This is a genomic window from Paenibacillus sp. FSL L8-0638, from assembly GCF_038593075.1.
GTDB classification, from domain to species: domain Bacteria; phylum Bacillota; class Bacilli; order Paenibacillales; family Paenibacillaceae; genus Paenibacillus; species Paenibacillus polymyxa_D.
Map to the genome: position 1 here is coordinate 1807934 of NZ_CP151960.1, position 22629 is coordinate 1830562.

At 46.2% G+C, this 22629-nt stretch carries 20 protein-coding genes; 19 read left to right on the top strand and 1 reads right to left on the bottom strand.

Features of this window, described 5'->3' with window-relative positions; genetic code table 11:
- Window positions 1–61: 61 nt before the first annotated feature.
- From MKY35_RS08185 to MKY35_RS08215, 7 genes are all read left to right on the top strand, one after another.
- The gene (locus tag MKY35_RS08185; RefSeq protein ID WP_342446090.1) at window positions 62–985 is read left to right on the top strand and encodes a phosphate ABC transporter substrate-binding protein; all 924 of its coding nucleotides are present in this window, start codon (window positions 62–64) and stop codon (window positions 983–985) included.
- Window positions 986–1091: 106 nt separating this feature from the next.
- Window positions 1092–2024 carry a phosphate ABC transporter permease subunit PstC gene (gene pstC, locus MKY35_RS08190; RefSeq protein WP_013370343.1) on the top strand — a complete coding sequence of 311 codons (933 nt, stop codon included), beginning with the start codon at window positions 1092–1094 and terminating at the stop codon, window positions 2022–2024.
- On the top strand, window positions 2024–2920 hold the full coding sequence (pstA, locus tag MKY35_RS08195) for a phosphate ABC transporter permease PstA (protein ID WP_023987910.1): 897 nt from the start codon (window positions 2024–2026) through the stop codon (window positions 2918–2920). The genes pstC and pstA overlap by 1 nt, the downstream gene beginning before the upstream one ends.
- Before the next feature lie 17 nt (window positions 2921–2937).
- Window positions 2938–3780 carry a phosphate ABC transporter ATP-binding protein PstB gene (pstB, locus tag MKY35_RS08200; RefSeq protein ID WP_039269891.1) on the top strand — a complete coding sequence of 281 codons (843 nt, stop codon included), beginning with the start codon at window positions 2938–2940 and terminating at the stop codon, window positions 3778–3780.
- 288 nt (window positions 3781–4068) lie between these two features.
- Window positions 4069–5358, top strand: coding sequence for a pectate lyase (gene pelA, locus MKY35_RS08205; protein ID WP_342446091.1), 1290 nt, complete (start codon window positions 4069–4071; stop codon window positions 5356–5358).
- Window positions 5359–5492: 134 nt separating this feature from the next.
- Window positions 5493–6011, top strand: coding sequence for a thioesterase family protein (locus MKY35_RS08210; RefSeq protein ID WP_307349297.1), 519 nt, complete (start codon window positions 5493–5495; stop codon window positions 6009–6011).
- Entirely contained in the window at window positions 6008–6406 is a 399-nt protein-coding gene (locus tag MKY35_RS08215) for an FxsA family protein (RefSeq protein WP_013309596.1), read from the top strand. Before MKY35_RS08210 ends, MKY35_RS08215 begins: the two co-directional genes overlap by 4 nt.
- A gap of 29 nt (window positions 6407–6435) precedes the next feature.
- Here MKY35_RS08215 and ytvI read toward each other — a convergent pair whose 3' ends face one another.
- Window positions 6436–7554, bottom strand: coding sequence for a sporulation integral membrane protein YtvI (ytvI, locus tag MKY35_RS08220; protein ID WP_342446092.1), 1119 nt, complete (start codon window positions 7552–7554; stop codon window positions 6436–6438).
- A 345-nt stretch (window positions 7555–7899) separates the two neighbouring features.
- On the opposite strand from ytvI, the gene citZ reads away from it, so the two are divergent.
- The 12 genes from citZ (at window position 7900) to mutM (ending at window position 22627) form a co-directional block, all read left to right on the top strand.
- On the top strand, window positions 7900–9012 hold the full coding sequence (citZ, locus tag MKY35_RS08225; protein WP_029516623.1) for a citrate synthase: 1113 nt from the start codon (window positions 7900–7902) through the stop codon (window positions 9010–9012).
- 151 nt (window positions 9013–9163) lie between these two features.
- Window positions 9164–10459: an NADP-dependent isocitrate dehydrogenase gene (gene icd, locus MKY35_RS08230; protein ID WP_342446093.1), complete on the top strand. Its 1296-nt coding sequence runs from the start codon at window positions 9164–9166 to the stop codon at window positions 10457–10459.
- Window positions 10460–10475: 16 nt separating this feature from the next.
- Entirely contained in the window at window positions 10476–11417 is a 942-nt protein-coding gene (gene mdh, locus MKY35_RS08235; protein ID WP_028542892.1) for a malate dehydrogenase, read from the top strand.
- Between the two features lie 325 nt (window positions 11418–11742).
- Window positions 11743–12159 carry a hypothetical protein gene (locus tag MKY35_RS08240; RefSeq protein ID WP_023987918.1) on the top strand — a complete coding sequence of 139 codons (417 nt, stop codon included), beginning with the start codon at window positions 11743–11745 and terminating at the stop codon, window positions 12157–12159.
- A gap of 213 nt (window positions 12160–12372) precedes the next feature.
- Window positions 12373–13242: an SDR family oxidoreductase gene (locus tag MKY35_RS08245; RefSeq protein WP_029516625.1), complete on the top strand. Its 870-nt coding sequence runs from the start codon at window positions 12373–12375 to the stop codon at window positions 13240–13242.
- 119 nt (window positions 13243–13361) lie between these two features.
- A complete protein-coding gene (locus MKY35_RS08250; RefSeq protein WP_342446094.1) occupies window positions 13362–15164 on the top strand; it encodes an ATP-binding protein in 1803 nt (600 codons plus the stop codon).
- A 128-nt stretch (window positions 15165–15292) separates the two neighbouring features.
- Window positions 15293–16024: a response regulator transcription factor gene (locus MKY35_RS08255; protein ID WP_013309604.1), complete on the top strand. Its 732-nt coding sequence runs from the start codon at window positions 15293–15295 to the stop codon at window positions 16022–16024.
- A gap of 159 nt (window positions 16025–16183) precedes the next feature.
- Window positions 16184–17308, top strand: coding sequence for a methyl-accepting chemotaxis protein (locus MKY35_RS08260; protein WP_342446095.1), 1125 nt, complete (start codon window positions 16184–16186; stop codon window positions 17306–17308).
- Between the two features lie 127 nt (window positions 17309–17435).
- Window positions 17436–18194, top strand: a complete 759-nt coding sequence (pstB, locus tag MKY35_RS08265; protein ID WP_023987922.1) for a phosphate ABC transporter ATP-binding protein PstB — start codon at window positions 17436–17438, stop codon at window positions 18192–18194.
- A gap of 39 nt (window positions 18195–18233) precedes the next feature.
- Window positions 18234–18893: a phosphate signaling complex protein PhoU gene (gene phoU / locus MKY35_RS08270; RefSeq protein ID WP_025721993.1), complete on the top strand. Its 660-nt coding sequence runs from the start codon at window positions 18234–18236 to the stop codon at window positions 18891–18893.
- A 177-nt stretch (window positions 18894–19070) separates the two neighbouring features.
- Window positions 19071–21725: a DNA polymerase I gene (gene polA, locus MKY35_RS08275; protein WP_342446096.1), complete on the top strand. Its 2655-nt coding sequence runs from the start codon at window positions 19071–19073 to the stop codon at window positions 21723–21725.
- Between the two features lie 71 nt (window positions 21726–21796).
- Window positions 21797–22627: a DNA-formamidopyrimidine glycosylase gene (mutM, locus tag MKY35_RS08280; RefSeq protein ID WP_029516630.1), complete on the top strand. Its 831-nt coding sequence runs from the start codon at window positions 21797–21799 to the stop codon at window positions 22625–22627.
- The last annotated feature ends 2 nt before the right edge of the window (window positions 22628–22629 follow it).

Below are 22629 nucleotides of genomic sequence, written 5' to 3' on the forward strand. Positions count from 1 at the left end.
TAAAAGTGTTGATGGTCATAAATAAAAAACCGTCACTTAACTAAGGGGAGGACAATAAAAAATGTTGAAAAAATGGCCGTTCATTCTGATGACTCTCACCATGGTATTTGCACTTGCAGCTTGCGGATCAGGTAACAATGCTGCACCACAAGGAGACGCTGCTACAGGAACAGACAATAAAGCAGCTGCTGAACTGACAGGAAACATTCTGGCTGTTGGCTCCACTGCACTTCAACCATTGGTAGAGCAAGCGGGACAAAAATTTATGGCTGTCGATAAATATAAAGGCATTGCAGTTCAAGTGCAGGGCGGCGGTAGCGGTACTGGCTTGACTCAGGTTTCCGGCGGACAAGCGGACATCGGTAACTCCGACGTGTTTGCAAAAGAAAAATTGGAGAGCGGCGCAGATGAGCTGGTCGATCACCAAGTAGCTGTTGTAGCCATGTCAGCGGTAGCGAATCCTAAAGTAGGTGTTATAGACCTGAAAAAAGATCAATTGGTACAAATCTTTACAGGTAAAATCACGAACTGGAAAGAAGTTGGCGGTGCAGATCAAAAAATCGTTATCGTAAACCGTCCAAGCAGCTCCGGTACTCGTGCAACATTTGAAAAATACGCATTGGGACAAAAAACGGAAGATCTGCCGGGCTCCATTCAAGAGGATTCCTCCGGTACTGTGAAAAAGCTGATTGCTGAAACACCGGGTGCGATTGGTTATCTGGCTCTGTCCTACATCGACAACACAGTAACTGCTTTGAAATACGATGGCGTTGAAGCTAACGTTGAAAATGTAGAACAAGGTAAATATCCAGTGTGGGCTTACGAGCATATGTACACTAAAGGTGAGCCAAAAGAGCATGTGAAAGCATTCCTGGACTATATTCTGTCAGATGAAATCCAAAAAACGGATGTCGTAGACTTGGGTTACATTCCAGTAGCAGGTATGCAAGTGAAACGTGATGCTGACGGTAATATCACGAAATAAGGAGAGTCATACCTCCTGTTCGATGAACGCAGCTAACGCGAGTATATTCACGAAGAAGAGGCGGACTAGCGTCCGGCCTCTATTCTTCGGTTAAAGGAGTTACAGTATGGAACCAATTGAAGGGAAGGCATACATGGAACAGAATAAACGATCCCGAGTTATGAAAGAAAGACATTACTGGGAAGAATGGACCGGCCGCATATATACGTCGGTTTGTGTCGTTTTTTTAGTTGCAGTCATTGTCTCCATCGTATATTTTGTTGCCTCCAAAGGTGTAGCTACATTTGCGGTGAATGGAGTCAGTCTGCGAGAGTTTTTCTTTGGAACCAAATGGAGCCCGGATGGCGAGCCTAAGTCCTTCGGCGCGCTTCCGTTCATTACGGGTTCTTTTGCAGTAACCATACTGGCGGCTTTAATTGCCAGTCCGCTCAGCTTATGTGCGGCTTTATTTATGACGGAAATCGTGCCGAAATCGGGTAAACGTATCCTTCAACCCGCGATTGAATTATTATCCGGTATTCCGTCTGTTGTATATGGCTTTGTCGGCTTGACCGTGATCGTCCCGCTACTGCGGAACGTGTTTGGAGGACAAGGCATCGGCATTCTGGCAGGCTGCCTGGTGTTGTCAGTCATGATTTTGCCGACGATTACGAGTATTATGGCGGATGCGTTGTCTTCCTTGCCGGGGGGGCTACGTGAATCCTCCTATGCTTTGGGTGCTACCCGCTGGCAGACAATTGCCCGTGTTATTATTCCGACGCTGCTGCCTGCTCTTTTAACAGGAATTATTCTCGGTATGGCTCGTGCCTTCGGGGAAGCATTAGCTGTACAGATGGTAATCGGGAATGCTCCGCACATACCGCATTCCTTGCTGGAATCCGCTTCGACCTTGACCAGCGTCATTACACTAAGCATGGGCAATACAGCGATGGGCTCCGTTCATAACAATGCTCTCTGGAGCATGGCGCTTGTTCTTCTGCTCATGACATTCATTTTCGTGCTGCTGGTAAGGCTGCTTGAAAGGAGAAACCGAGTTTGATGAAAGCTAAAACGACCGACAAGATCGCTACATTTGTAATCTGTTTCTTCGCTTTGTTCATTGTTGCACTTTTGGTGGGATTACTGGGCTTCATTTTGGCCCGCGGAGTCAGTCATATTTCTTTTGACTTTTTAACCAGTGCTCCCCAAACATTACGTGCAGGCGGTGGTATTGGCCCACAACTATTTAATTCCGTATTTTTGTTAATCTTAACTTTGATTATCACCATTCCGATTGGCTGGGGCGCAGGTATTTACATGGCGCAATATGCAAAGCCGGGGAAAATTACGGACTTTATACGACTTGTCGTCGAAGTATTGTCCTCCTTCCCGTCGATCGTCATCGGATTGTTTGGACTACTACTTATCGTAAATACGTTTGATTTTGGCTTTTCCCTCTTATCAGGAGCCTTGGCTTTGGCCGTATTTAACCTGCCGCTGATGGTTCGCACAACGGAGCAGGCTTTCCGAGCTGTACCGAAGGAGCAAAAGGAAGCTGGACTTGCGCTTGGATTGTCCAAGTGGAAAATCATTACCTCCATTTTGTTGCCAGCTGCGCTGCCAAGCTTGATTACGGGTACCATTTTGGCCGCAGGCCGTATTTTCGGGGAAGCCGCAGCATTGCTGTTTACAGCAGGGATGAGTACGCCGCCGCTTGATTTTACTGATTGGAATCCATTGCATGCTAGATCGCCTATTAACCCGATGCGACCTGCTGAGACATTGGCTGTTCATATTTGGAAGGTCAATAGTGAGGGGATTGCTCCTGACTCCAAAGATATTGCTGCAGGCGCTTCTGCCGTACTGGTGCTGCTTGTGCTTGCATTCAACTTGAGTGCAAGATGGTTCGGAAGAGTTGTATACCGCCGTCTGACAGCTGCCAAACGTATGGATTAGAAAGGGGATGGAGAACAATGGAACATGTGATTACGCGAACGGCAAAAACCGCCGCACCAGCAACATCCGTTCAGTCTACGCGTTCGGAACAGCTTGTGGGGCAACCGCCGCATCCGTTCAGTACTGAGGATTTGAGTATTTATTATGGCAGCTTTGAGGCTGTGAAAAAAGTGAATCTAGCCTTTCCCGAGCAGACAGTGACTGCCCTGATCGGGCCTTCCGGCTGCGGTAAATCGACCTTTTTGCGCTCCCTTAATCGGATGAATGATGAGATTGCATCTTCCTCTACAACGGGACACATCTGGATGGATGGACAGGATTTGACGGCACCGGAAACGGACGTGATCAAGCTGCGTCAGCAAATTGGCATGGTGTGGCAGCGTCCCAACCCTTTTTATAAATCCATTTACAATAATATCGCCTTCGGTCCTAAATACCGTGGGGTGCGCAAGAAGAAACAGCTTGATGAAATCGTCGAAAGCAGCCTGCGTAAAGCAGCATTATGGGATGAGGTCAAGGATCGCCTTCACGACTCCGCTCTAGCGCTGTCTGGCGGGCAACAGCAGCGGCTTTGCATTGCACGTGCACTATCCGTTCAACCGAAAATTCTGTTACTTGACGAGCCAGCCTCAGCGCTGGACCCTGTGTCTACAGGCAAGGTAGAAGAGCTTATTACCGAATTGAAAAAAGAACTGCGCATCGTTATTGTGACGCACAATATGCAGCAGGCTGCACGAATTTCCGATTATACTGCTTATTTTTATATCGGAAGTCTGGTTGAACATGGGAAAACGAACGATATTTTCACGAATCCTGAAAATGAGCTGACTCAGGAGTACATCATGGGTCGATTTGGTTAAGCGATGCTGCTCATCGACCTACTTTATATTAGCTCCACGTAAAATCCTCTTACTAATCCAGCATTAGTAAGAGGATTTTTATTGTTCCCAACGTTTTGTAACTTTTTTAATCTATTAATAAATTAAAATATATTGATCTTTTGGGTATATTTTCATATAATACAACTAACTATTTATCATGCATAAATAGTGGTTTAGTTCCCCTCGCTATCAAAAAGAATCTTCAGCAAGAATATATAGGGTTAAACTGAACGCAATGACCCAACTCAAAATAAAGGAGAGGTTCAAATGAAGAAGAAGATGTATTCAACCGTAAAGATGATAGCGCTTTCAAGTTTGGCGATTACAGTAACGTCAGGACTCCTAAGTCCCTCATGGGCTGCGGCACAGGAGATTGTGCCGGCTACATATGATTCAGGACGTGAATCGGCGACTGCTTCTTATGAACTTATCACAGATTCAGCTGTGGGACGGGACGTTTATGGCGGTGATGTAAATTCAGGTGTTTTGGATCATGAGCAATTATTTGGGCTGTCGGCTGTGGCGAAGCCAACCGCTGTTGTCAATACAGACAGCATCCTAAACAAGATGCGCGATTTCAGTAAGTTTTCTACGGGGAATACATCCAAGGATACTACACTTGCCTTAAATATTGTATCCTGGCAATTGCCACATGGCGGATTCTTCAAAGCTATGGAAAAGAATTATAAATCCAAATGGGATGGCAAAGCTGCACGCTCCACATGGAAGAGCAAGGATGGTGTTGAACTCGGAACGTTCGATAACGAGGCGACGACAACCGAGATTCGCTTTTTGGCGGATGTATACAAAAAAACCAAAAATAAAGACATTAAGAACAGTGTACAAAAAGCAGTTGACTTCGTACTAACTTCTCAATATTCCTCCGGTGGCTGGCCTCAAGTATACCCTAAACGTGGTAATTATTCCGATGCTGTAACTTATAATGATGATGCGATGGTCAGAGTTATGGTTTTGGCTGACGATATCGTGAACAAGAAGCAGCCGTTTGATAGCGATATTCTGGATAACTCTTACCGCTCCAGACTTCAGCAAGCGCTAAACAAAGGTATCCAGTACACAATTAAATCTCAAATTGTAAATAATGGTACACCAACAATCTGGGGTGCACAGCACGATCCGGCTACTTATGCATCTGTTGAAGCCCGGGCATTTGAGTTACCTTCCAAAACAACTACGGAATCAGTAGGCATTACTGCTTTTCTCATGTCCCAGCCGCAAACCGCTGAAGTGAAAAAAGCGGCTCAAAGTGCTTTGAAATGGTTTGACGCGAACCGAATCGACGGTATGAAATACAATCGTCAAGGTCCGGAGTTTTTCCAAAAGGACGCATCGAGTGTAATGTGGTATCGGTTCTATAATGTGGAAGACAATAAATACTTCTTTTCAGACCGGGATGGCAAAAAGTATACCGACATCATGAAAATTAGTGAGGAAAGACGACTCGGTTACGCCTGGGCGGGAAGCCAAGCTAAGAGCTTGCTTAAGCTGGCTTCGGATAGCGGATATTATAAACTGTCCAAGCCGTTGCCACAATAATAAAGGCATTATTATATATGATTTGCGAGGGAGGACCGGTCGGTCTGCCCTCTTTTTGTTCCCGGGCTGTAAATATGGTTTAATGGAGAGAGGGCAAAATAGAGATAAAGATGCACAAAGATAGGAGAGCTTGTATGACTCAAGAGGAGAAACAAACGGAATTACGTTGGTATGGCGCACCGCTACGTGTCCGTTATCAGGAAAGCGACCAGATGGGGGTCGTATATCATGCAAATTATTTGAACTGGTTTGAGATCGGGCGTACCGAAATGATCCGACAGGCGGGTTTTAACTATCGGAGCATGGAGGGACGTGGAGTTTTGCTGCCAGTTATTGAAATCAATGCGAAATATGCGAGTCCTGCTCGATATGATGATTTAATTACCGTTTATACCGCAATTACCGACTTCTCCAGACTGCGTCTAAACTATACCTATGAGGTTCGGCGGGTAACGGATGATGAGCATCAAAGGTATCTAGGAAAGGTATGGACCCAGGCAGACACGCTGCCGGGAGAGCTGCTCGTCACTGGGATGACACGTCACGTATGGGTGAACACCGAATGGAAGCCCGTTCGACTGGACCAGGCGCTACCTGAGCTGTACACTGCATTAAGGTTTGCTTTTACAGGCGGGGAGGGACAGAAGTCATGATGATGCGTAAACGTCTGTGGCTGTTGCTGCTGCTCATTCCTTTGGCGGAGCTGTACGGGTTTATATGGGTAAGTCACTGGATTGGAGCAGGCAAAACGATTTTACTCATCATTCTGACGACGCTAATCGGGGCTGCCATGATGCAATTTGAAGGTCGTAAGGTGATTGCCGATGCGAAAAATGAAATGAATCGGGGACAAATGCCCGGCCGTAAAATGCTGGATGGATTATGTGTCTTTTTTGGTGGGAGTTTGCTGCTTATCCCCGGATTTTTAACAGATATTATTGGTTTTACGTTGGTGTTCCCTTTAACACGAGCGTTGTACCGACGCTTTTTATTAAAGTGGCTGGAGAAAAAAATGAAAAACGGCAGTATTACGTTTCGGCGGTTTTGACGTGAGCTGCCGTTTTTCCTATCCATGATCTAGCGGACTCTTCCAGCGAGAATATAATTGCGCAAGTCCTGAATGACATTCGCACGATTCAGTGCATCAACGACAATGAGTGATACAGGTCCGATAATGAGTCCTAAAACGCCAAATAGCTTGAGCCCGATGAACATACCGATAAGGGTGGGAAGCGGGTTTAAGCCCACGCTGCTGGCCAGCACCTTAGGCTCCACGATCTGTCGTCCAATCAACAGGATGATATAAAGGATCGACAATCCTACCCCTAGCGCCAAATTACCAGACATATACGCATACAGTATCCACGGAATCATCACAATGCCAACCCCCAAATAAGGTAGCAAGTCCACCAGCCCGATCATCAAACCGATGGTAAAGGCGGATTCCACACGCAATATGAACAGCCCAACAATGACCGTTAATGCCGTAATGGAGATGATAATAAACTGTGCACGCAAATAGCCGTACAGTGCTTTACGCAGATCGTGCCATATATCCGACAATGGCTTGCGAATCGTATCAGGAACCGTGTTTGCGAGCATCCGACTATGTCGGTCCCAATCCTTACTAATAAAAAAAGCTGCTAATACAATAACCATTAGAACTGCTCCCATATTAGGCAGAGAGGTCAGTAAGTTCAAAACCCCATTAAAAAATTGAGCGACTAGCGTAGTGACAGCCGAACTGACGGTTTGAGTTGTTTTATCAATATTACTGTTAATGGTATGTTGGTAATCCGGATTATCCCGGATAAAATGGTTAATTTCAATAATTACATTTTGAATCAAATCACTTTGTGTCCAATCGATAAACAGGCTTTTAAAACGCTCAATATGTCCGTCAAAAGTCATGGCCAACTTTATAACTTCTCGAACCATGCGGGTGATTGCTGCAGACAGGATAATTGCAATTCCACCTAAATATACAAATAATGAGACCGTGACAGCCGTCCAACGTGGCATACGGGCTTTGCTGCGCAGAAAACCAACCAGTGGATTCATGGCATAAGCCACAAGCCAGGCGAATAGGAAAGGATAGACGAGAGGGAAAAGCACATATATGCCCAGTAACAGAGCTACAATCACGATTGCCACCCATAGAGCACGAAATATGCGATTCAGGATTAACCGGCTCAAGCTTTCACGGCTCCTTTCTTTTACGATAGTTTTTCATAAAATAAATGCTCTACTATACATATGCGGGAAAGGGGGGAGACAAGACCTGTGTAAAAAAGTGCAAATGAATCAATATTTTTTGTAAGGGGTTTCAAAAATTTATTTATGGAAGCGATAAAACATTTGAATGTGTTGGAATAGCCCTCAATGTTCACATAAACGACAAAATCCAGTATAGTGAAAGAAGGTTTAAATATTGACATATGGCGTTAACATTACTCAGCTATTTAAAACGCATATCTTACTTTTGAAAATGTTTACATTGCAAGTCCGTTCACAATGTTTTTACAAAGGAGAGATGTAACGATGACAGCGACTAAAGGTCTGGAAGGGATCGTAGCGACCACTTCCTCCATAAGCTCTATCGTAGATGGCGTTCTCACGTACCGGGGTTATAACATTGATGATTTGGCTGTTAACGCCGATTTTGAAGAGGTAGCTTATTTGTTGTGGTTTGGGAAATTACCTGATAAAGAGCAATTGCAGGAGCTTCGCAACCAGTTAAGCGAATACGCTGCTATTCCGGATGAAATTGTTACTCAATTAAAGTTATATCCGAAAGATTTGAGCACGATGGCTGCCTTGAGATCAGCCGTATCGTCTCTCGCTTTGTATGACCCAGAGGCGGATGATATGTCGAGAGAGTCTAATGTGACCAAAACCGTCAAGCTTCAGGCGCAATTGCCTACCATTGTGGCAGCTATAGCACGTATACGCGAGGGCTTGGAGCCGATTGCGCCTAAAAAAGGTATTTCTATCGCTGAAAACTTTTTGTATCAGCTGACTGGCAAGGATCCAGAGGAGACGGCTATTAAAGCGTTCAATCAGGCTCTCGTGCTGCACGCCGATCATGAATTAAATGCCTCTACCTTTGCTGCGCGTGTAACGGTAGCCACATTGTCGGATATTTATTCCGGAATCACGTCTGCTATTGGAGCTTTAAAAGGACCACTGCATGGCGGGGCCAATGAGGCTGTGGCCAAAACGCTGGAGGAGATTGGTGGTTTGGATCAGTTGGACTCCTATATCCAGGCGAAACTGGATAATCGCGAAAAAATTATGGGCTTTGGACACCGAGTCTATAAAAACGGTGATCCGCGTGCCAAGCACTTGCACAAAATGTCCCGCGAGCTGGGGGAAATGAACGGCGACACAACGTTGTTTGATATGTCAGTTCGAATTGAGGAAATTGTAACAGGACAAAAAGGCTTGAAGCCCAATGTGGATTTTTATTCTGCCTCTGTGTATACCCAACTGGGTATCAAGAGAGACCTGTTTACACCTATTTTTGCTATGAGTCGTGTATCCGGTTGGACAGCGCACATTTTAGAGCAGTATGAAAATAATCGCCTGATTCGTCCTCGCGCCGAATATACAGGTCCAATGGATCAAAAATACGTATCACCAGAGTTGCGCTAATCCCTTGTCGAAGGAAGATTGAGGTTGTATACCCTGAATTTAAAAAATAAGGTACAATAGAGGGGACGACGAGAGATGTACGTTTTTGTCTGTGATAAAGATCATGTCTTTCGTCCTGTACCCATTCATATCTGAGGAGGAAAAGGAACTTATGGCGAAATTTGAAAAGTTTGAGCTCCCAACTGAAGGCGAAAAAATTACGATTGATAACGGTCAACTACAGGTTCCGAACCATCCGGTAATTCCGTTTATCGAAGGTGACGGCACGGGTCGCGATATCTGGAAAGCCTCCAAGCGCGTACTGGACGCAGCTGTAGAAAAAGCATATAACGGCAGCAAAAAGATTGCCTGGTATGAAGTATTCGCTGGTGAGAAAGCTTTCAATACATACGGCGAATGGCTCCCTAACGATACTTTGGAAGCCATCCGTGAGTATATTGTAGCCATTAAAGGTCCACTTACGACACCTATTGGCGGTGGTATCCGTTCGTTGAATGTGGCATTGCGTCAGGAACTGGATTTATACGTATGTCTGCGTCCTGTTCGTTATTTTAACGGTGTTCCTTCTCCAGTGAAACGTCCTGAATTGGTAGATATGGTTATTTTCCGTGAGAACACAGAAGATATTTACGCGGGGATCGAGTATGCTGAAGGGTCCGAAGACGTGAAAAAGGTTATTCAGTTCCTCCAGCAAGAGCTGGGTGTGAACAAAATCCGTTTCCCTGAAACCTCTGGTATTGGCATTAAGCCAGTTTCTTCCGAGGGTTCAAAGCGTCTGGTACGGGCAGCCATTCAGTATGCAGTTGACCACGGACGCAAGAGTGTAACGCTTGTACACAAAGGTAACATTATGAAATTTACCGAGGGTGCCTTCAAAAACTGGGGTTATCAAGTGGCTGAGGAAGAATTTGCAGATAAAGTATTTACTTGGGCCCAATATGATGTAATCAAGGAAAAAGACGGTGAGGATGCGGCTAATGCAGCTCAAAAAGCAGCTGAAGATGCAGGCAAAATCATTATCAAGGATGCGATTGCTGATATCGCACTTCAGCAAGTACTGACTCGTCCTTCTGAATTTGATGTGATTGCTACGCTCAACCTGAACGGGGACTATCTGTCCGATGCTCTTGCAGCCCAAGTTGGTGGCATTGGTATTGCGCCAGGTGCGAACATTAACTATGTAACAGGGCATGCTATCTTCGAAGCTACACATGGTACAGCACCAAAATACGCCGACAAAGATGTAGTGAACCCTGGTTCCGTCATTCTGTCGGGCGTAATGTTGCTTGAACACTTGGGTTGGAAGGAAGCGGCTGACCTGATTTACAAAGGGCTGGAGACGTCTATTAATAAGAAGATTGTAACTTATGACTTTGCTCGTCTGATGGATGGTGCTACACAAGTGAAATGCTCCGAGTTCGCAGATACCATTATTAGTAACCTGTAAGGAAGGGGAATACCACTTGTCCATTCAACGTAAAAAAATATCCATTGTTGGCGCCGGTTTTACCGGTGCCACTACCGCATTGCTGCTGGCTCAAAAGGAGCTAGGTGATATCGTACTGATCGATATTCCGCAACTAGAGAATCCGACCAAAGGCAAGGCGCTTGATATTTTGGAGGCCGGTCCGGTACAGGGATTTGACAGTCAGATCACGGGCACTTCCAATTACGAGGATGCAGCTAACTCAGATATCGTCATTATTACAGCTGGGATTGCACGCAAGCCGGGTATGAGCCGTGATGATTTGGTAAATACGAACGCAGGAATTGTAAAATCCGTTTGTGAGAACGTGAAGAAGTATGCGCCAGATTCTATCGTTATTATTCTGAGCAATCCGGTAGATGCTATGACCTATACTGCCTACCAAACGCTGGGTTTCCCGAAAAATCGGGTTATTGGTCAATCCGGTGTGCTGGATACAGCGCGATATTGTACCTTTATTGCACAAGAGCTTAACGTTTCCGTCGAAGACGTGCGCGGCTTCGTTATGGGGGGCCACGGTGATGATATGGTGCCCCTGGTACGCTATTCCAGTGTTGGAGGTATACCTATCGAAACCCTGATTTCGCAGGAACGTATCGAAGCGATCGTACAACGTACACGCGGCGGTGGCGGAGAGATCGTCAACCTGTTGGGTAATGGTAGCGCATATTATGCTCCGGCAGCTTCGCTTGCACAGATGACGGAAGCGATTGTAAAAGACAAAAAACGGATTATCCCGGTCATCGCCTATCTGGAGGGAGAGTACGGCTATCAGGATTTATTCCTTGGCGTACCGACACTTCTTGGTGGCAATGGCATCGAAAAAGTGTTCGAGTTGGAATTGACAGCCGAAGAAAAAGCAGCGCTCGATCAATCCGCGGAGTCGGTCCGCAGTGTGATTAAAATAGTTACTGTTTAGATTCAATTTTCTACTAAAACGGTGACTATTACCTGAAGAGGTGTCCCTAAGCCATAGTCATGGCCGCGGGACACCTCTTTTACTCATAAACAGAATATAAGAAATCTATTCGTTTTCTTCCTTTTCCCCGCCATATTCCTTTGCTTTGACTCACTTCCCCGGTATAATAGAGTTCATATGCATTGATAGTTACATGAGGACTTTGCAAAATCCTGACATAGAAAAGCATGTCCCAAAACACTGAAAAGATGGTAGTCATTCGTTGGAATATGATCGTTCTATGGAAAAAAAGTTTGTAAGAAAACAAAGAAGTGGAGGTTGTAAAATGTTTTTTATTCACATTATTGGATCACTGGCGATGGGTTTTTATTTATTGCTCCCCTTCGTGGTGGGCAAAATCGACAAATTGGCTCCTAGCGTGCAGGAAGGAACGATATCGGCTGTTCAGCTATTGAACCGTTTGGCTCAATTTGCGCTGATCTTAGTGCTTGTTAGCGGTATCTATATGATTTTTCCCTGGGGTTCTTATTCGGTAGCATGGATTGTTGTTGTTTTGCTGTTGTTTCTTGCCATTTCCGGTATTGCGGGAGCCATGGGTAAGCCGTTACGGCTGTCGCTGGAAGCGATTCGTAGCCAACAGCCTATTACGCAATATGCTGGCAAAATGCGAATGTTCAGTACGCTGCTTGCAGTCTTCCTGATTTTAATTACGTTTTTAATGGTATACAGCCATATTATTTAATTATGCATTTAGTGAGAGTCTATAATCGAATGATGACAAATGCTAAATTGAAAAACGGTCTGTGCTGAATAAGCATAGGCCGTTTTTTTTGCGCTCAAATCACTACATTGTTCTTTTTTCGTTTAACGAATAACTTTGTGTGGTAATTCAGGAGTAGAGTGGATGCAAATGTTGCATCCTAAAAAATATCTGATTTTGAAGGGAGAATGTACAATGTCTAAAAGCAATCAACCTCAGCAAACTTTGCCCCCACAGCATCAGGACCAGCAACCGGGGATTGAGTCCAAAATGTCGCCTGCACCCCAATTTGAAAAACCAACTTACAAAGCCGCTGGCAAGCTAACAGGTAAAGTTGCACTTATTACTGGTGGGGACAGTGGAATTGGTCGGGCTGTAGCTGTCACGTATGCCAAAGAAGGTGCGGACGTAGCCATCATCTACTTGAATGAGCATAAGGATGCGGAAGAAACAAAACGTCAGGTGGAACAGGAGGGACGCAAATGCGTGTTGATTCCTGGCGATATCGGAGATGATCAATTTGCCAAAAAAGCGGTTCAACAGACAGTTAACGAACTGGGCAAGCTCGACATCGTTGTGAACAATGCAGCGGAGCAGCATCCACAGCAAAAGCTGGAGGATATCACCAAAGAACAGTTGGAGCGCACGTTCCGAACGAATATTTTCGGTATGTTCTTCTTGACGCAAGCAGCATTGCCGCATTTGAAAAAAGGGAGCACGATCGTCAACACCACATCGATTACCGCGTATGCTGGGAACAAGACACTCATTGATTATTCATCGACCAAAGGGGCAATCACATCCTTTACACGTTCCCTTTCACTCAATTTGGCAGATCAAGGCATTCGGGTGAACGCTGTAGCACCAGGGCCGATCTGGACACCGTTAATCCCGTCTACATTTGATGCCAAGACGGTCAGCGAGTTTGGAGGAGCGCAGCCAATGAAGCGTCCGGGTCAGCCGGAAGAATTGGCGCCAGCCTATGTGTACCTTGCTTCAGATGATTCTTCTTATGTAAGCGGACAGGTTATTCATATCAATGGCGGTGAAGTTATAAACGGATAAAAGGACAAGGGAAAGGTTAGGGCTGTGTTATGCCCTAGCCTTTTTTCTTTTCACAGTGGAACATAATGAAGGTAGCCTGTAGAATGAGACTTAACTTACATAAAGGATGGGCATATTTTATGAAATCGTTTCGTTTCAGGCTTACCCTGATCATGCTGATTTTGATTGGCGTATCTGTCCTTGCTGCTGGAATCACGATGGGACAAATTTTTAAAAATTCGAATATGAAGGTGCTAGAGGAGAACATGGGACGGGAGATCGACCTGCTTCGAGCTACATTCCCTTTTGTTAATGCAGATGCCCTGTCCAGCACGGATTATGTCTCTTATTATTCTCAAAAGGCGAAGGAAATTGCTCGTCTTACGGAATCGCGGGTGACCTTCATTCGCAAGGACGGGACGGTGGTTGGAGATTCGTTAAGCGATCCGCGAAAGATGGAAAACCACGCATCTCGTGAAGAAATTCAGCAAGCTTCAACAGAGAAGATTGGACGCACGATTCGTTACAGCGAAACCTTGCAGCGGAATATGCTATACGTTGCAGAGCCTGTTGTATCGGATAAGGGTTTTGACGGATATATCCGTTTGTCCATGAATCTGAAAGCGGTGGAGGAGGGAGTACAGCGCGGCTGGACGGCCATCGGGATTGGTCTAGTGTTGCTGTTTATTGCTGCTGGACTGGTGAGCTATCGTATTGCTCGCAGTCTGACTTCACCTATTGAACATATTACAGGGGTAGCCAACCGCATATCAGGACTGGATTATGACGCAAGAGTCGGTGTACAGCGCCGGGACGAGGTAGGGCAACTGGGTGAAGCCATTAATCGTATGGCTGATAGTCTCCAAAACCAAATGAAAACGATACGTGACAATGAGGATCTGCTCCAGAGCGTTATGAGTAATATGACAGGCGGGATTCTAATGATTGATGCAAGTGAGTGTATTGCGCTTGTAAACCGTGAGTCTGAGCGAATGCTCGGTGTCGTGGGTAAACGGGTGACAGACAAGCCATATCATGAGCTGAAGAAGCATTATGAGCTCACAAAGCTAATTGAGGGCAGTATACAAAGCCGAGAAAGGCTGCATGGTGAGGTTCATTTGTACAATCCCGAGGAAAGACTCGTGTTGCTGGATGGTGTCCCGATGTATGAGGATGAAGGCGGATACCGGGGGATGCTGTTCCTTTTACAGGATATTACGGCTATTCGACGGTTGGAAAATATGCGGAGCGAATTTGTGGCTAACGTTTCTCATGAGCTAAAAACGCCGATTGCCGCAGTCAAGGGTTTTGCCGAGACGTTGCTCGGTGGCGGGGTTAAAGATGAGGAGACGGCCCGTTCATTTGTGCAAATTATATATGATGAAAGCGAACGATTGAATCGGCTGATCGGTGACATTCTGGAGCTATCCAAAATTGAGTCCAAGCGTTCCCCTCTGGAATGCTCGCCGGTGCACGTTTCGTCGTTCATAGAATCATTGCTGGAAAAACTGAACAATGTAGCTGCAAAAAAAAGAATTACGCTGCACATGGATATCCCGGATGAACTGTTTATGGAGGCAGATGAAGATAAGCTTCAGCAGATTTTCCTGAACCTTTTGTCTAATGGCATCAACTATACACTTGATGGTGGCAAGGTAAAGATTAAGGTTCTAACGATACAGCGCGAGAATGACACCGAAAAGGTCGTATTTACAGTCAGTGATACAGGTATTGGAATTCCGAAGAAGGACCTGCCACGTATCTTTGAGCGTTTTTACCGGGTGGACAAAGGTCGCTCGCGCAACTCTGGCGGAACGGGGCTGGGATTGTCGATCGTCAAGCACTTGGTCGATTTGCATCATGGCATACTTTCGGTGGAAAGTGAGCTTGGATTGGGTACCACATTTACAGTTGAATTACCGCTATTGCAACAGGAAGAATGAACTATAACCTTTTTTACATTCTGTTAACAATGCCGTGATAAAATAAACGGGTGTCGCATGAGTATGGAAAAAGTTTCAGGATTTTGACCAATGCGCCTTTAACAGGTAAACAGGAGATGAAGTTATTTATGGGACAACGCTTGCTGGTTATTGAGGATGAACCAACGCTTGCCAGATTGCTATCCTACAATTTGATACAAGAAGGCTTCGAAGTGGATACGGAGGATCATGGCAGTGCCGGGTTTGAGAAAGCCTCCAGAGAGTCCTACGATTTGATCCTGCTGGATTTGATGCTGCCGGGAATGAATGGACTGGACATTCTGAGCAGACTTCGCCATCAGGGGCTGACAACGCCTATCATTATCTTAACGGCCAAAAACGGTGAAGCCGAGGTTGTCCAAGGGCTGAAGTCGGGTGCGGATGATTACATCACGAAGCCTTTTGGCGTTTCTGAGCTGTTGGCCCGCGTGACGGCTGTGCTGCGAAGAACTTCCGGTGGGGATGAAGGAGTGTTGTCTGATCAGAAAGATAGCTCCAAAATTCAATTGGGGGAGCTGGAGATTTACCCTGAAAAATATGAAGTCATTCTTGGAGGTCAGTCCATCAGCCTCAGACCAAAGGAATTTGAGGTGCTTCTTTATTTGTCCCGCAAGCCGGGTGTGGTATTAACCCGAGATGATCTGATGAATGCTGTTTGGGGTTTTGACTACATTGGCGGGCAACGGACCGTGGATGTACACGTCAGTTCCTTACGTAAAAAGCTGGAGCTGGATCCCGACTCGGTTCATATTGATTCGATCCGTGGAGTGGGGTACAAGCTGGTTGTAAATAAAAAAAGAAGCGCTTCTCATTTATTATAAATGAGGAGCGTTTTTCTTTATTCAGGGTAGTGTCCGGGGACCTTTGTGTCCATTTTGTGATTTTACATTTCATTAACAAAACTAGACGCTAGAATCAACAAATGACCGATATGATGTTCCCGTCACTCCAAGTAGTTAAAAAAAGGGGACTTCAGAACGATGATAACGGAACCAAAGACCCAGCCGAGCTCCACTGCCGTGATTGAACGTGAAGCATACAAGTCGATTACTACCTATGTGCCATGCCGGGAGGTTCCGATCATTGGTACGGACATGTCTTGTAAACAACTGTTAGCCCTTATGAAAACACAGGAAGATATACCTTGTGTCATTGTTGTGGATAAAAATGATCTTCCATTGGGCATTATTATGAGAGATGCGTACAATCGCCATTTTACGGGCAGATTTGCTGCGGCGTTGTTCTATGACAAGCCTGCGGCCCTATTTGCCGACCCCGATACATTAATTGTGGATCTGAAAAGTCGGGCATCGGACATTGTGGAACTGGCGATGCTGCGTGAAGATCAGCGTTTTTATGACTGTGTGTTGATTAAGGAAGGAACACGGTTACTCGGTGTACTCACGATTCGTGATATCCTGTCCGTCGTGCAGCGAATGCAAAGAGAAGCGGACGAAGAGCGGGGAGATGTGATTCGGCATAGCTATGACGGAGTCCAGCGTATTCAGCTGACTGTGCTGGATGCAGCTAAAGAGGCCGATGACAGTGTGCGGCTAACCCGCTCAATGAGTGAATTATCCCGCCGTGGCAAAGTAGAACTGGAGGATGTTTTGCTCTCCTATCGTGCGGTCACGGAGCAAATGAAGCGGCAGCATGAGCAAATGACGGCGTTGACGCAATCGCTGAATGACATTGCGGGCATGGCCTCATCCATTCGTGCATTGGCAGATCATAGCGGACTGCTGGCGATCAACGCGTCCATTGAAGCGGCGCATGCTGGCGAACATGGACGAGGCTTCCAGGTTGTGTCTCAGGAGGTACGGAATATGTCACTCCAGACGAAAGCTTTTTCCACGCAGATTACAGGCTTACTCACCCATATCGAGCAAATGCTGCGTGACACCGCTGAACTGACGGATACGAGTATGCAGCAGATTCATACAGGTTCTCAATATATTTCTGCCGGAACACAAACTTTTGCCAAACTACTGCAGGCCGTCGATGAAATTGAAGCCAAAAACAGCGAAATGTCCCGTTCCGCAGAGGAAGCAGCTTTAAATGCAGCCGAAATTGCGCAGGAGCTTGAGCTCATGCTAAGTTCTTGATCATTTTACATACCGTTAACAAATCCACCACACTAAATTTACACACAGCTTATATAATCTTCATATTGTGCAAATCAGGTGCAATGCTTGAGGATCATAACTGCAACACGAAGGAGATCATAAATCCATGAATGATTCCGTAATCCGGATTGATAAGCTGAATTTATATTATGAGAAATTTCACGCGCTGAAACATATAAACCTCGATATTCCTGAAAAAACGGTAACTGCCTTTATCGGCCCGTCCGGCTGCGGCAAATCGACCCTGCTGCGTACGCTGAACCGGATGAATGACATGATACCGGGAACACGTATTGAAGGCACCGTGAGTATCGCAGGTCAGGATATATACGGCGATACTATGGAAGTAGAAACTCTGCGTAAGCAGGTGGGAATGGTTTTTCAACAGCCTAACCCGTTTCCCAAATCGATTTATGATAACGTGGCCTACGGCCCGCGTCTGCATGGAGTTCGGCAAAAGGACAAGTTGGACGAATTGGTCGAGCAAAGCCTGCGGCAGGCGGCACTCTGGGAAGAGGTCAAGGACTTTTTGAAGCGTTCAGCTCTGAGCTTGTCCGGTGGACAACAGCAGCGGTTGTGCATTGCCCGGGCGCTTGCTGTACAACCAGATATTTTGCTTATGGACGAGGCGACATCTGCGCTGGATCCGATCTCCACGATGAAAATTGAAGAACTGGTTCAGGAATTGCGAGACACATATACCATTGTCATGGTGACGCATAACATGCATCAGGCAGCTCGTGTGTCTGGTAGAACTGCATTCTTTTTGAATGGTGTTGTGGTGGAAGCGGCAGATACAGAGACAATGTTTTCCACGCCGCAGGATTCACGAACGGAAGATTATATTTCAGGGCGATTTGGCTAAAGCCTACCTGATGAATATGCCAGAAGGGGTGACTTCGAAATGATACGTAGAAAAGGTTTTGATGAAGGGTTAGATGAACTGAGAGCCGTACTGCGCGAAATGGGTGCACACGTTTCGAAGGCGCTCGATCAGGCCATTGAATGTTTGCAGACCAAAAATACAGAATTGGCTCAGCAGGTGGTCAAAAATGATGCATCCCTCAATACGCTGGAAGAGAATATTCTCGATATGGGTTCCAAGCTCATTATTACCCAGCAGCCGGTAGCGAAGGATTTGCGCCGAATCATTGTTGCATTTAAAATTTCCAGTGATCTGGAACGAATGGGCGATTTGGCACTTGATATTGCCAAGGTGACACTTCGCTTGGAAGGGCAGCAGATCATTAAGCCGCTGGTGGATATTCCGCACATGGCTTCCATTGTTAAAGAAATGATAGATGATGCGATCAAATCCTATTTGGATGAAAATACAGATCTGGCCTACAAAATGGCCAAAGAGGATGATCGTGTGGATTCCATGTATAGCCACATGATCAGCGATCTGTACGCCTTTATGGTAGAAAAGCCGGCAGAGGCTTCACAAGCCATGCTGCAACTGCTTGTAGGACGATACATTGAACGAATTGGTGACCATGCTACGAATATCGGTGAAAGCACTGTATATCTCGTGACAGGGGAGAGACCAGATTTGAACCAGTAGAGCTTTCAGGTATATAGCGGTTGTTTCTGACCCAGACTTGTCTTTGAGCAAAAGGCAATTTTGGTTAGGAAGCAGCCGTTTTTTTCTGAAAAAGGAGTCTTGTATGTTAAGATAGGAAGAGGAATGCGTAAAACGTAAGAACGTTACGAATGCATTGATGAACTTGCGAGGTGCTAAATGGATAAACTCATGCTTATAGATGGTAACAGTATCATTTACCGGGCGTTTTTTGCTATGCCACCGTTAACGAATTCGAGTGGGCAGCAGACGAACGCGGTGTATGGATTTACGACGATGTTATTGCGGCTCTTGGAGGAGCACAAACCAACACATATTCTGGTTGCCTTCGATGCCGGTAAAATAACGTTTCGCCATAAAGGATACGAGGATTACAAAGGTGGACGGGAGAAAACACCGCCAGAGCTGTCTCAGCAATTTCCGTTGCTGAAAGAGCTATTGACCGCTTTTGGCATTGCCCAGTTTGAACTGGATGGCTATGAGGCGGACGATATTATAGGCACCCTGTCCAAGACAGCGGACGAAGCCGGTTTCAATGTGCTGGTCGTGACCGGGGACAAGGATATGCTTCAATTGGCTTCAGACCATGTCACAGTCGGCTTGACCCGCAAAGGGGTTACTGAGGTGGAGACGTATGGACCTGAGCAAATTCAGGAACGATATGGCCTGAAGCCGCTGCAAATTATTGACCTTAAGGGTCTGATGGGCGATACGTCGGACAATATTCCTGGTATTCCCGGCGTAGGTGAAAAAACAGCGCTCAAGCTGTTGCATCAATACGGTTCAGTCGAAGAAGTGCTGGCGCACACGAATGAGCTGAAGGGCAAAATGAAAGAACGTGTTGAGACACATGCTGACGATGCGCGAATGAGCAAGGATTTGGCGACCATTTATCGGGATGTAACGTTGGACAAGCAGCTGGAAGATGTGGCCTTCGGCGGGCTGCAAGCAGAAACGGCCGGGCCAGCTCTGGCGAAGCTGGAGTTCAAGTCCTTGCTGGAGCGTTTATCTTTTTCAAGTGAGGTTGGCAGTACTGGGGTAGACGTAGAGGAAGCCGCGGCTGACGTAACAGTGCTGGATCAGCAGCGGATTAGCGAATTGGTAGAAGTGTTGGATCATGTGGATGTGCTGCATGTTGAAACGCATGGTGATAATCCGCATCATGCTGACATCGTAGGTCTGATATTTGCCGCAACGGGACAGCAGTTTTTTATGACACTGGATGTACTGCAAAGCGATACAGCTACACCTATTCGCGAATGGCTTGCTGACCCTGAACGCAAAAAACGCGGTCATGATCTGCATCGTACGGATTTGGCTTTACACTGGCATGGAATTGAGTTTGCAGGTGCCGAGTTTGATGTGCAATTGGCAGGGTACTTGCTGGATCCAACCGATGCAAACCAGACATTGAGCGGATTGGCAGCCAAATATGGCTTGTCTTCGATCCGTCCTGACGAAGAAGTGTTCGGTAAAGGAGCTAAATATAAAGTTCCTGACGTGGATGTACTGTCCGATCATGTGGCGCGTAAGGCAGCGGTGATTGAAGCTTTGGTGCCTGTGCAGCAGGCTGAGCTGGAGAAAACGGAAATGCACAAGCTGTTTCATGAGCTGGAGATGCCGTTGTCCCGCATTTTGGCGGATATGGAGAAGCAGGGCATTTTGGTGAACGTAGAAGAACTGCGTGCTTTGGGTAAAGAATTTGAAGCCCAGATCGCAACGTTGGTGAACGAGATCTACAGCATTGCCGGAGTAGAGTTCAATCTGAATTCGCCTAAGCAGTTGGGTGAGATTTTGTTTGATAAACTGGGTTTACCTGTCATTAAAAAGACGAAAACGGGGTACTCGACCGATGCGGAGGTACTGGAAAAGCTGGCCCCCTATCATGATATTGTACAAAACATTTTGCAGTACCGTACCATTGCCAAACTCCAATCGACGTATGTTGAAGGATTGCTTAAAGAAATTTCGGAGAAAACGGGTAAGGTGCATACGTATTTCCGGCAGACGGTTGCAGCAACTGGACGCTTGAGTAGTCAATTTCCGAATTTGCAAAACATTCCAATTCGTCTTGAAGAAGGTCGCAAAATCCGCAAAGTATTTGTTCCGTCCGAACCGGGCTGGTCTATTTTGGCGGCAGACTACTCACAGATTGAGCTGCGGGTGCTGGCTGATATTTCGGATGATGAACGTTTGAAGGAAGCCTTTGTCCACGATATGGACATTCACACCAAGACCGCATCCGATGTGTTCGGTGTAGCAGCGGAAGATGTGGACTCCAATATGCGGCGTTCTGCGAAGGCAGTCAACTTTGGGATTGTCTACGGGATCAGTGATTATGGTCTGTCACAAAATTTGAATATTACGCGGAAGGAAGCGGCTCGCTTTATCGACCAGTATTTTGATGTGTTCCAAGGCGTTCGCCGTTACATGGATGATATTGTGAAGGATGCGAAGCGGGACGGCTACGTAAAAACGCTGTTGGAACGCAGACGCTATTTGCCGGAGATTAACGCCAGCAATTTCAACCTGCGTTCATTCGCGGAGCGTACAGCGATGAATACGCCGATTCAAGGCACCGCAGCCGATATTATCAAGTTGGCGATGGTACAGATGGATAAGGCGCTACGTGAACGTAATCTTCGCAGCAGAATGCTGCTCCAAGTACATGATGAGCTTGTATTCGAGGTTCCGCCTGAGGAAATGGAAACGATGAAAGAGCTTGTCCCGGCTACCATGGAAGCTGCATTAAAGCTGGCTGTCCCGCTCAAAGCCGAAGTAAGCTATGGCAGCAATTGGTATGAGGCCAAATAAGATATTTCAATGAGTAGATAGTCCCAATTTGACGCTGCTTCCGTTATAATATAGGGTGAGGTGAAGACATCATGCCGGAATTACCGGAAGTAGAAACCATTAAACGAACGCTAAACGAGCTTATCGTTGATAAACATATAGATCATGTCACCGTGAATCTGCCGCGGATCATTCAACGGCCCGATGATATCCACGCTTTTGCGATGGAATTGGCCGATCACCGTATTACAGGGGTGGAGAGACGCGGAAAGTTTCTGCGGATTTTGCTGGACGGGCTGGTGCTGGTCTCCCATCTTCGAATGGAAGGGCGATATGGATTATATTCACAACATGATCCTGTGGAAAAGCATACCCATGTCATCTTTCATTTTAAAGATGGTACGGAGCTGCGTTATCAGGATGTGCGCCAGTTTGGCACGATGCACTTATTTCCAGCAGGACAGGATTTGCTGGAAAAGCCGCTGAACAAACTTGGTCTGGAACCGATGGACGAGGCCTTTACACCAGAAATGCTGCGTGCCGCTGTTGGAACTCGTTCGACTTCGATCAAGGCAGCGCTGTTAAACCAGTCATATGTGGTGGGCATCGGGAATATCTATGTAGATGAATCGTTGTTTAAGGCGGGGATTCATCCAGCACAGCCTGCCAAAAGCCTAACGGATAGCCAATTTCATGTCTTGCATGAAGCCATTGTCTCCACGCTAGGTGCGTCCATTCAGGTTGGAGGCTCGTCCATTAAATCGTTCGTTAATGGACAGGGCAAAGCGGGCGACTTCCAGCATCAATTGCAAATCTATGGACGTAACGCGAAGCCTTGCATCAACTGTGGTACATTGATCGAAAAATCTGTCGTAGCCGGACGGGGCACACATCATTGTCCGGTCTGCCAGCCTCTGCGCTAAAC

What these genes read in the sequence shown, in the direction of transcription:
- MKY35_RS08185 (WP_342446090.1), top strand. Translation starts at nt 62, where the DNA reads ATGTTGAAAAAATGGCCGTTCATTCTGATGACTCTCACCATGGTATTT.
- pstC (WP_013370343.1), top strand. Translation starts at nt 1,092, where the DNA reads ATGGAACCAATTGAAGGGAAGGCATACATGGAACAGAATAAACGATCC.
- pstA (WP_023987910.1), top strand. Translation starts at nt 2,024, where the DNA reads ATGAAAGCTAAAACGACCGACAAGATCGCTACATTTGTAATCTGTTTC.
- pstB (WP_039269891.1), top strand. Translation starts at nt 2,938, where the DNA reads ATGGAACATGTGATTACGCGAACGGCAAAAACCGCCGCACCAGCAACA.
- pelA (WP_342446091.1), top strand. Translation starts at nt 4,069, where the DNA reads ATGAAGAAGAAGATGTATTCAACCGTAAAGATGATAGCGCTTTCAAGT.
- MKY35_RS08210 (WP_307349297.1), top strand. Translation starts at nt 5,493, where the DNA reads ATGACTCAAGAGGAGAAACAAACGGAATTACGTTGGTATGGCGCACCG.
- MKY35_RS08215 (WP_013309596.1), top strand. Translation starts at nt 6,008, where the DNA reads ATGATGATGCGTAAACGTCTGTGGCTGTTGCTGCTGCTCATTCCTTTG.
- citZ (WP_029516623.1), top strand. Translation starts at nt 7,900, where the DNA reads ATGACAGCGACTAAAGGTCTGGAAGGGATCGTAGCGACCACTTCCTCC.
- icd (WP_342446093.1), top strand. Translation starts at nt 9,164, where the DNA reads ATGGCGAAATTTGAAAAGTTTGAGCTCCCAACTGAAGGCGAAAAAATT.
- MKY35_RS08240 (WP_023987918.1), top strand. Translation starts at nt 11,743, where the DNA reads ATGTTTTTTATTCACATTATTGGATCACTGGCGATGGGTTTTTATTTA.
- MKY35_RS08245 (WP_029516625.1), top strand. Translation starts at nt 12,373, where the DNA reads ATGTCTAAAAGCAATCAACCTCAGCAAACTTTGCCCCCACAGCATCAG.
- MKY35_RS08250 (WP_342446094.1), top strand. Translation starts at nt 13,362, where the DNA reads ATGAAATCGTTTCGTTTCAGGCTTACCCTGATCATGCTGATTTTGATT.
- MKY35_RS08255 (WP_013309604.1), top strand. Translation starts at nt 15,293, where the DNA reads ATGGGACAACGCTTGCTGGTTATTGAGGATGAACCAACGCTTGCCAGA.
- MKY35_RS08260 (WP_342446095.1), top strand. Translation starts at nt 16,184, where the DNA reads ATGATAACGGAACCAAAGACCCAGCCGAGCTCCACTGCCGTGATTGAA.
- pstB (WP_023987922.1), top strand. Translation starts at nt 17,436, where the DNA reads ATGAATGATTCCGTAATCCGGATTGATAAGCTGAATTTATATTATGAG.
- phoU (WP_025721993.1), top strand. Translation starts at nt 18,234, where the DNA reads ATGATACGTAGAAAAGGTTTTGATGAAGGGTTAGATGAACTGAGAGCC.
- polA (WP_342446096.1), top strand. Translation starts at nt 19,071, where the DNA reads ATGGATAAACTCATGCTTATAGATGGTAACAGTATCATTTACCGGGCG.
- mutM (WP_029516630.1), top strand. Translation starts at nt 21,797, where the DNA reads ATGCCGGAATTACCGGAAGTAGAAACCATTAAACGAACGCTAAACGAG.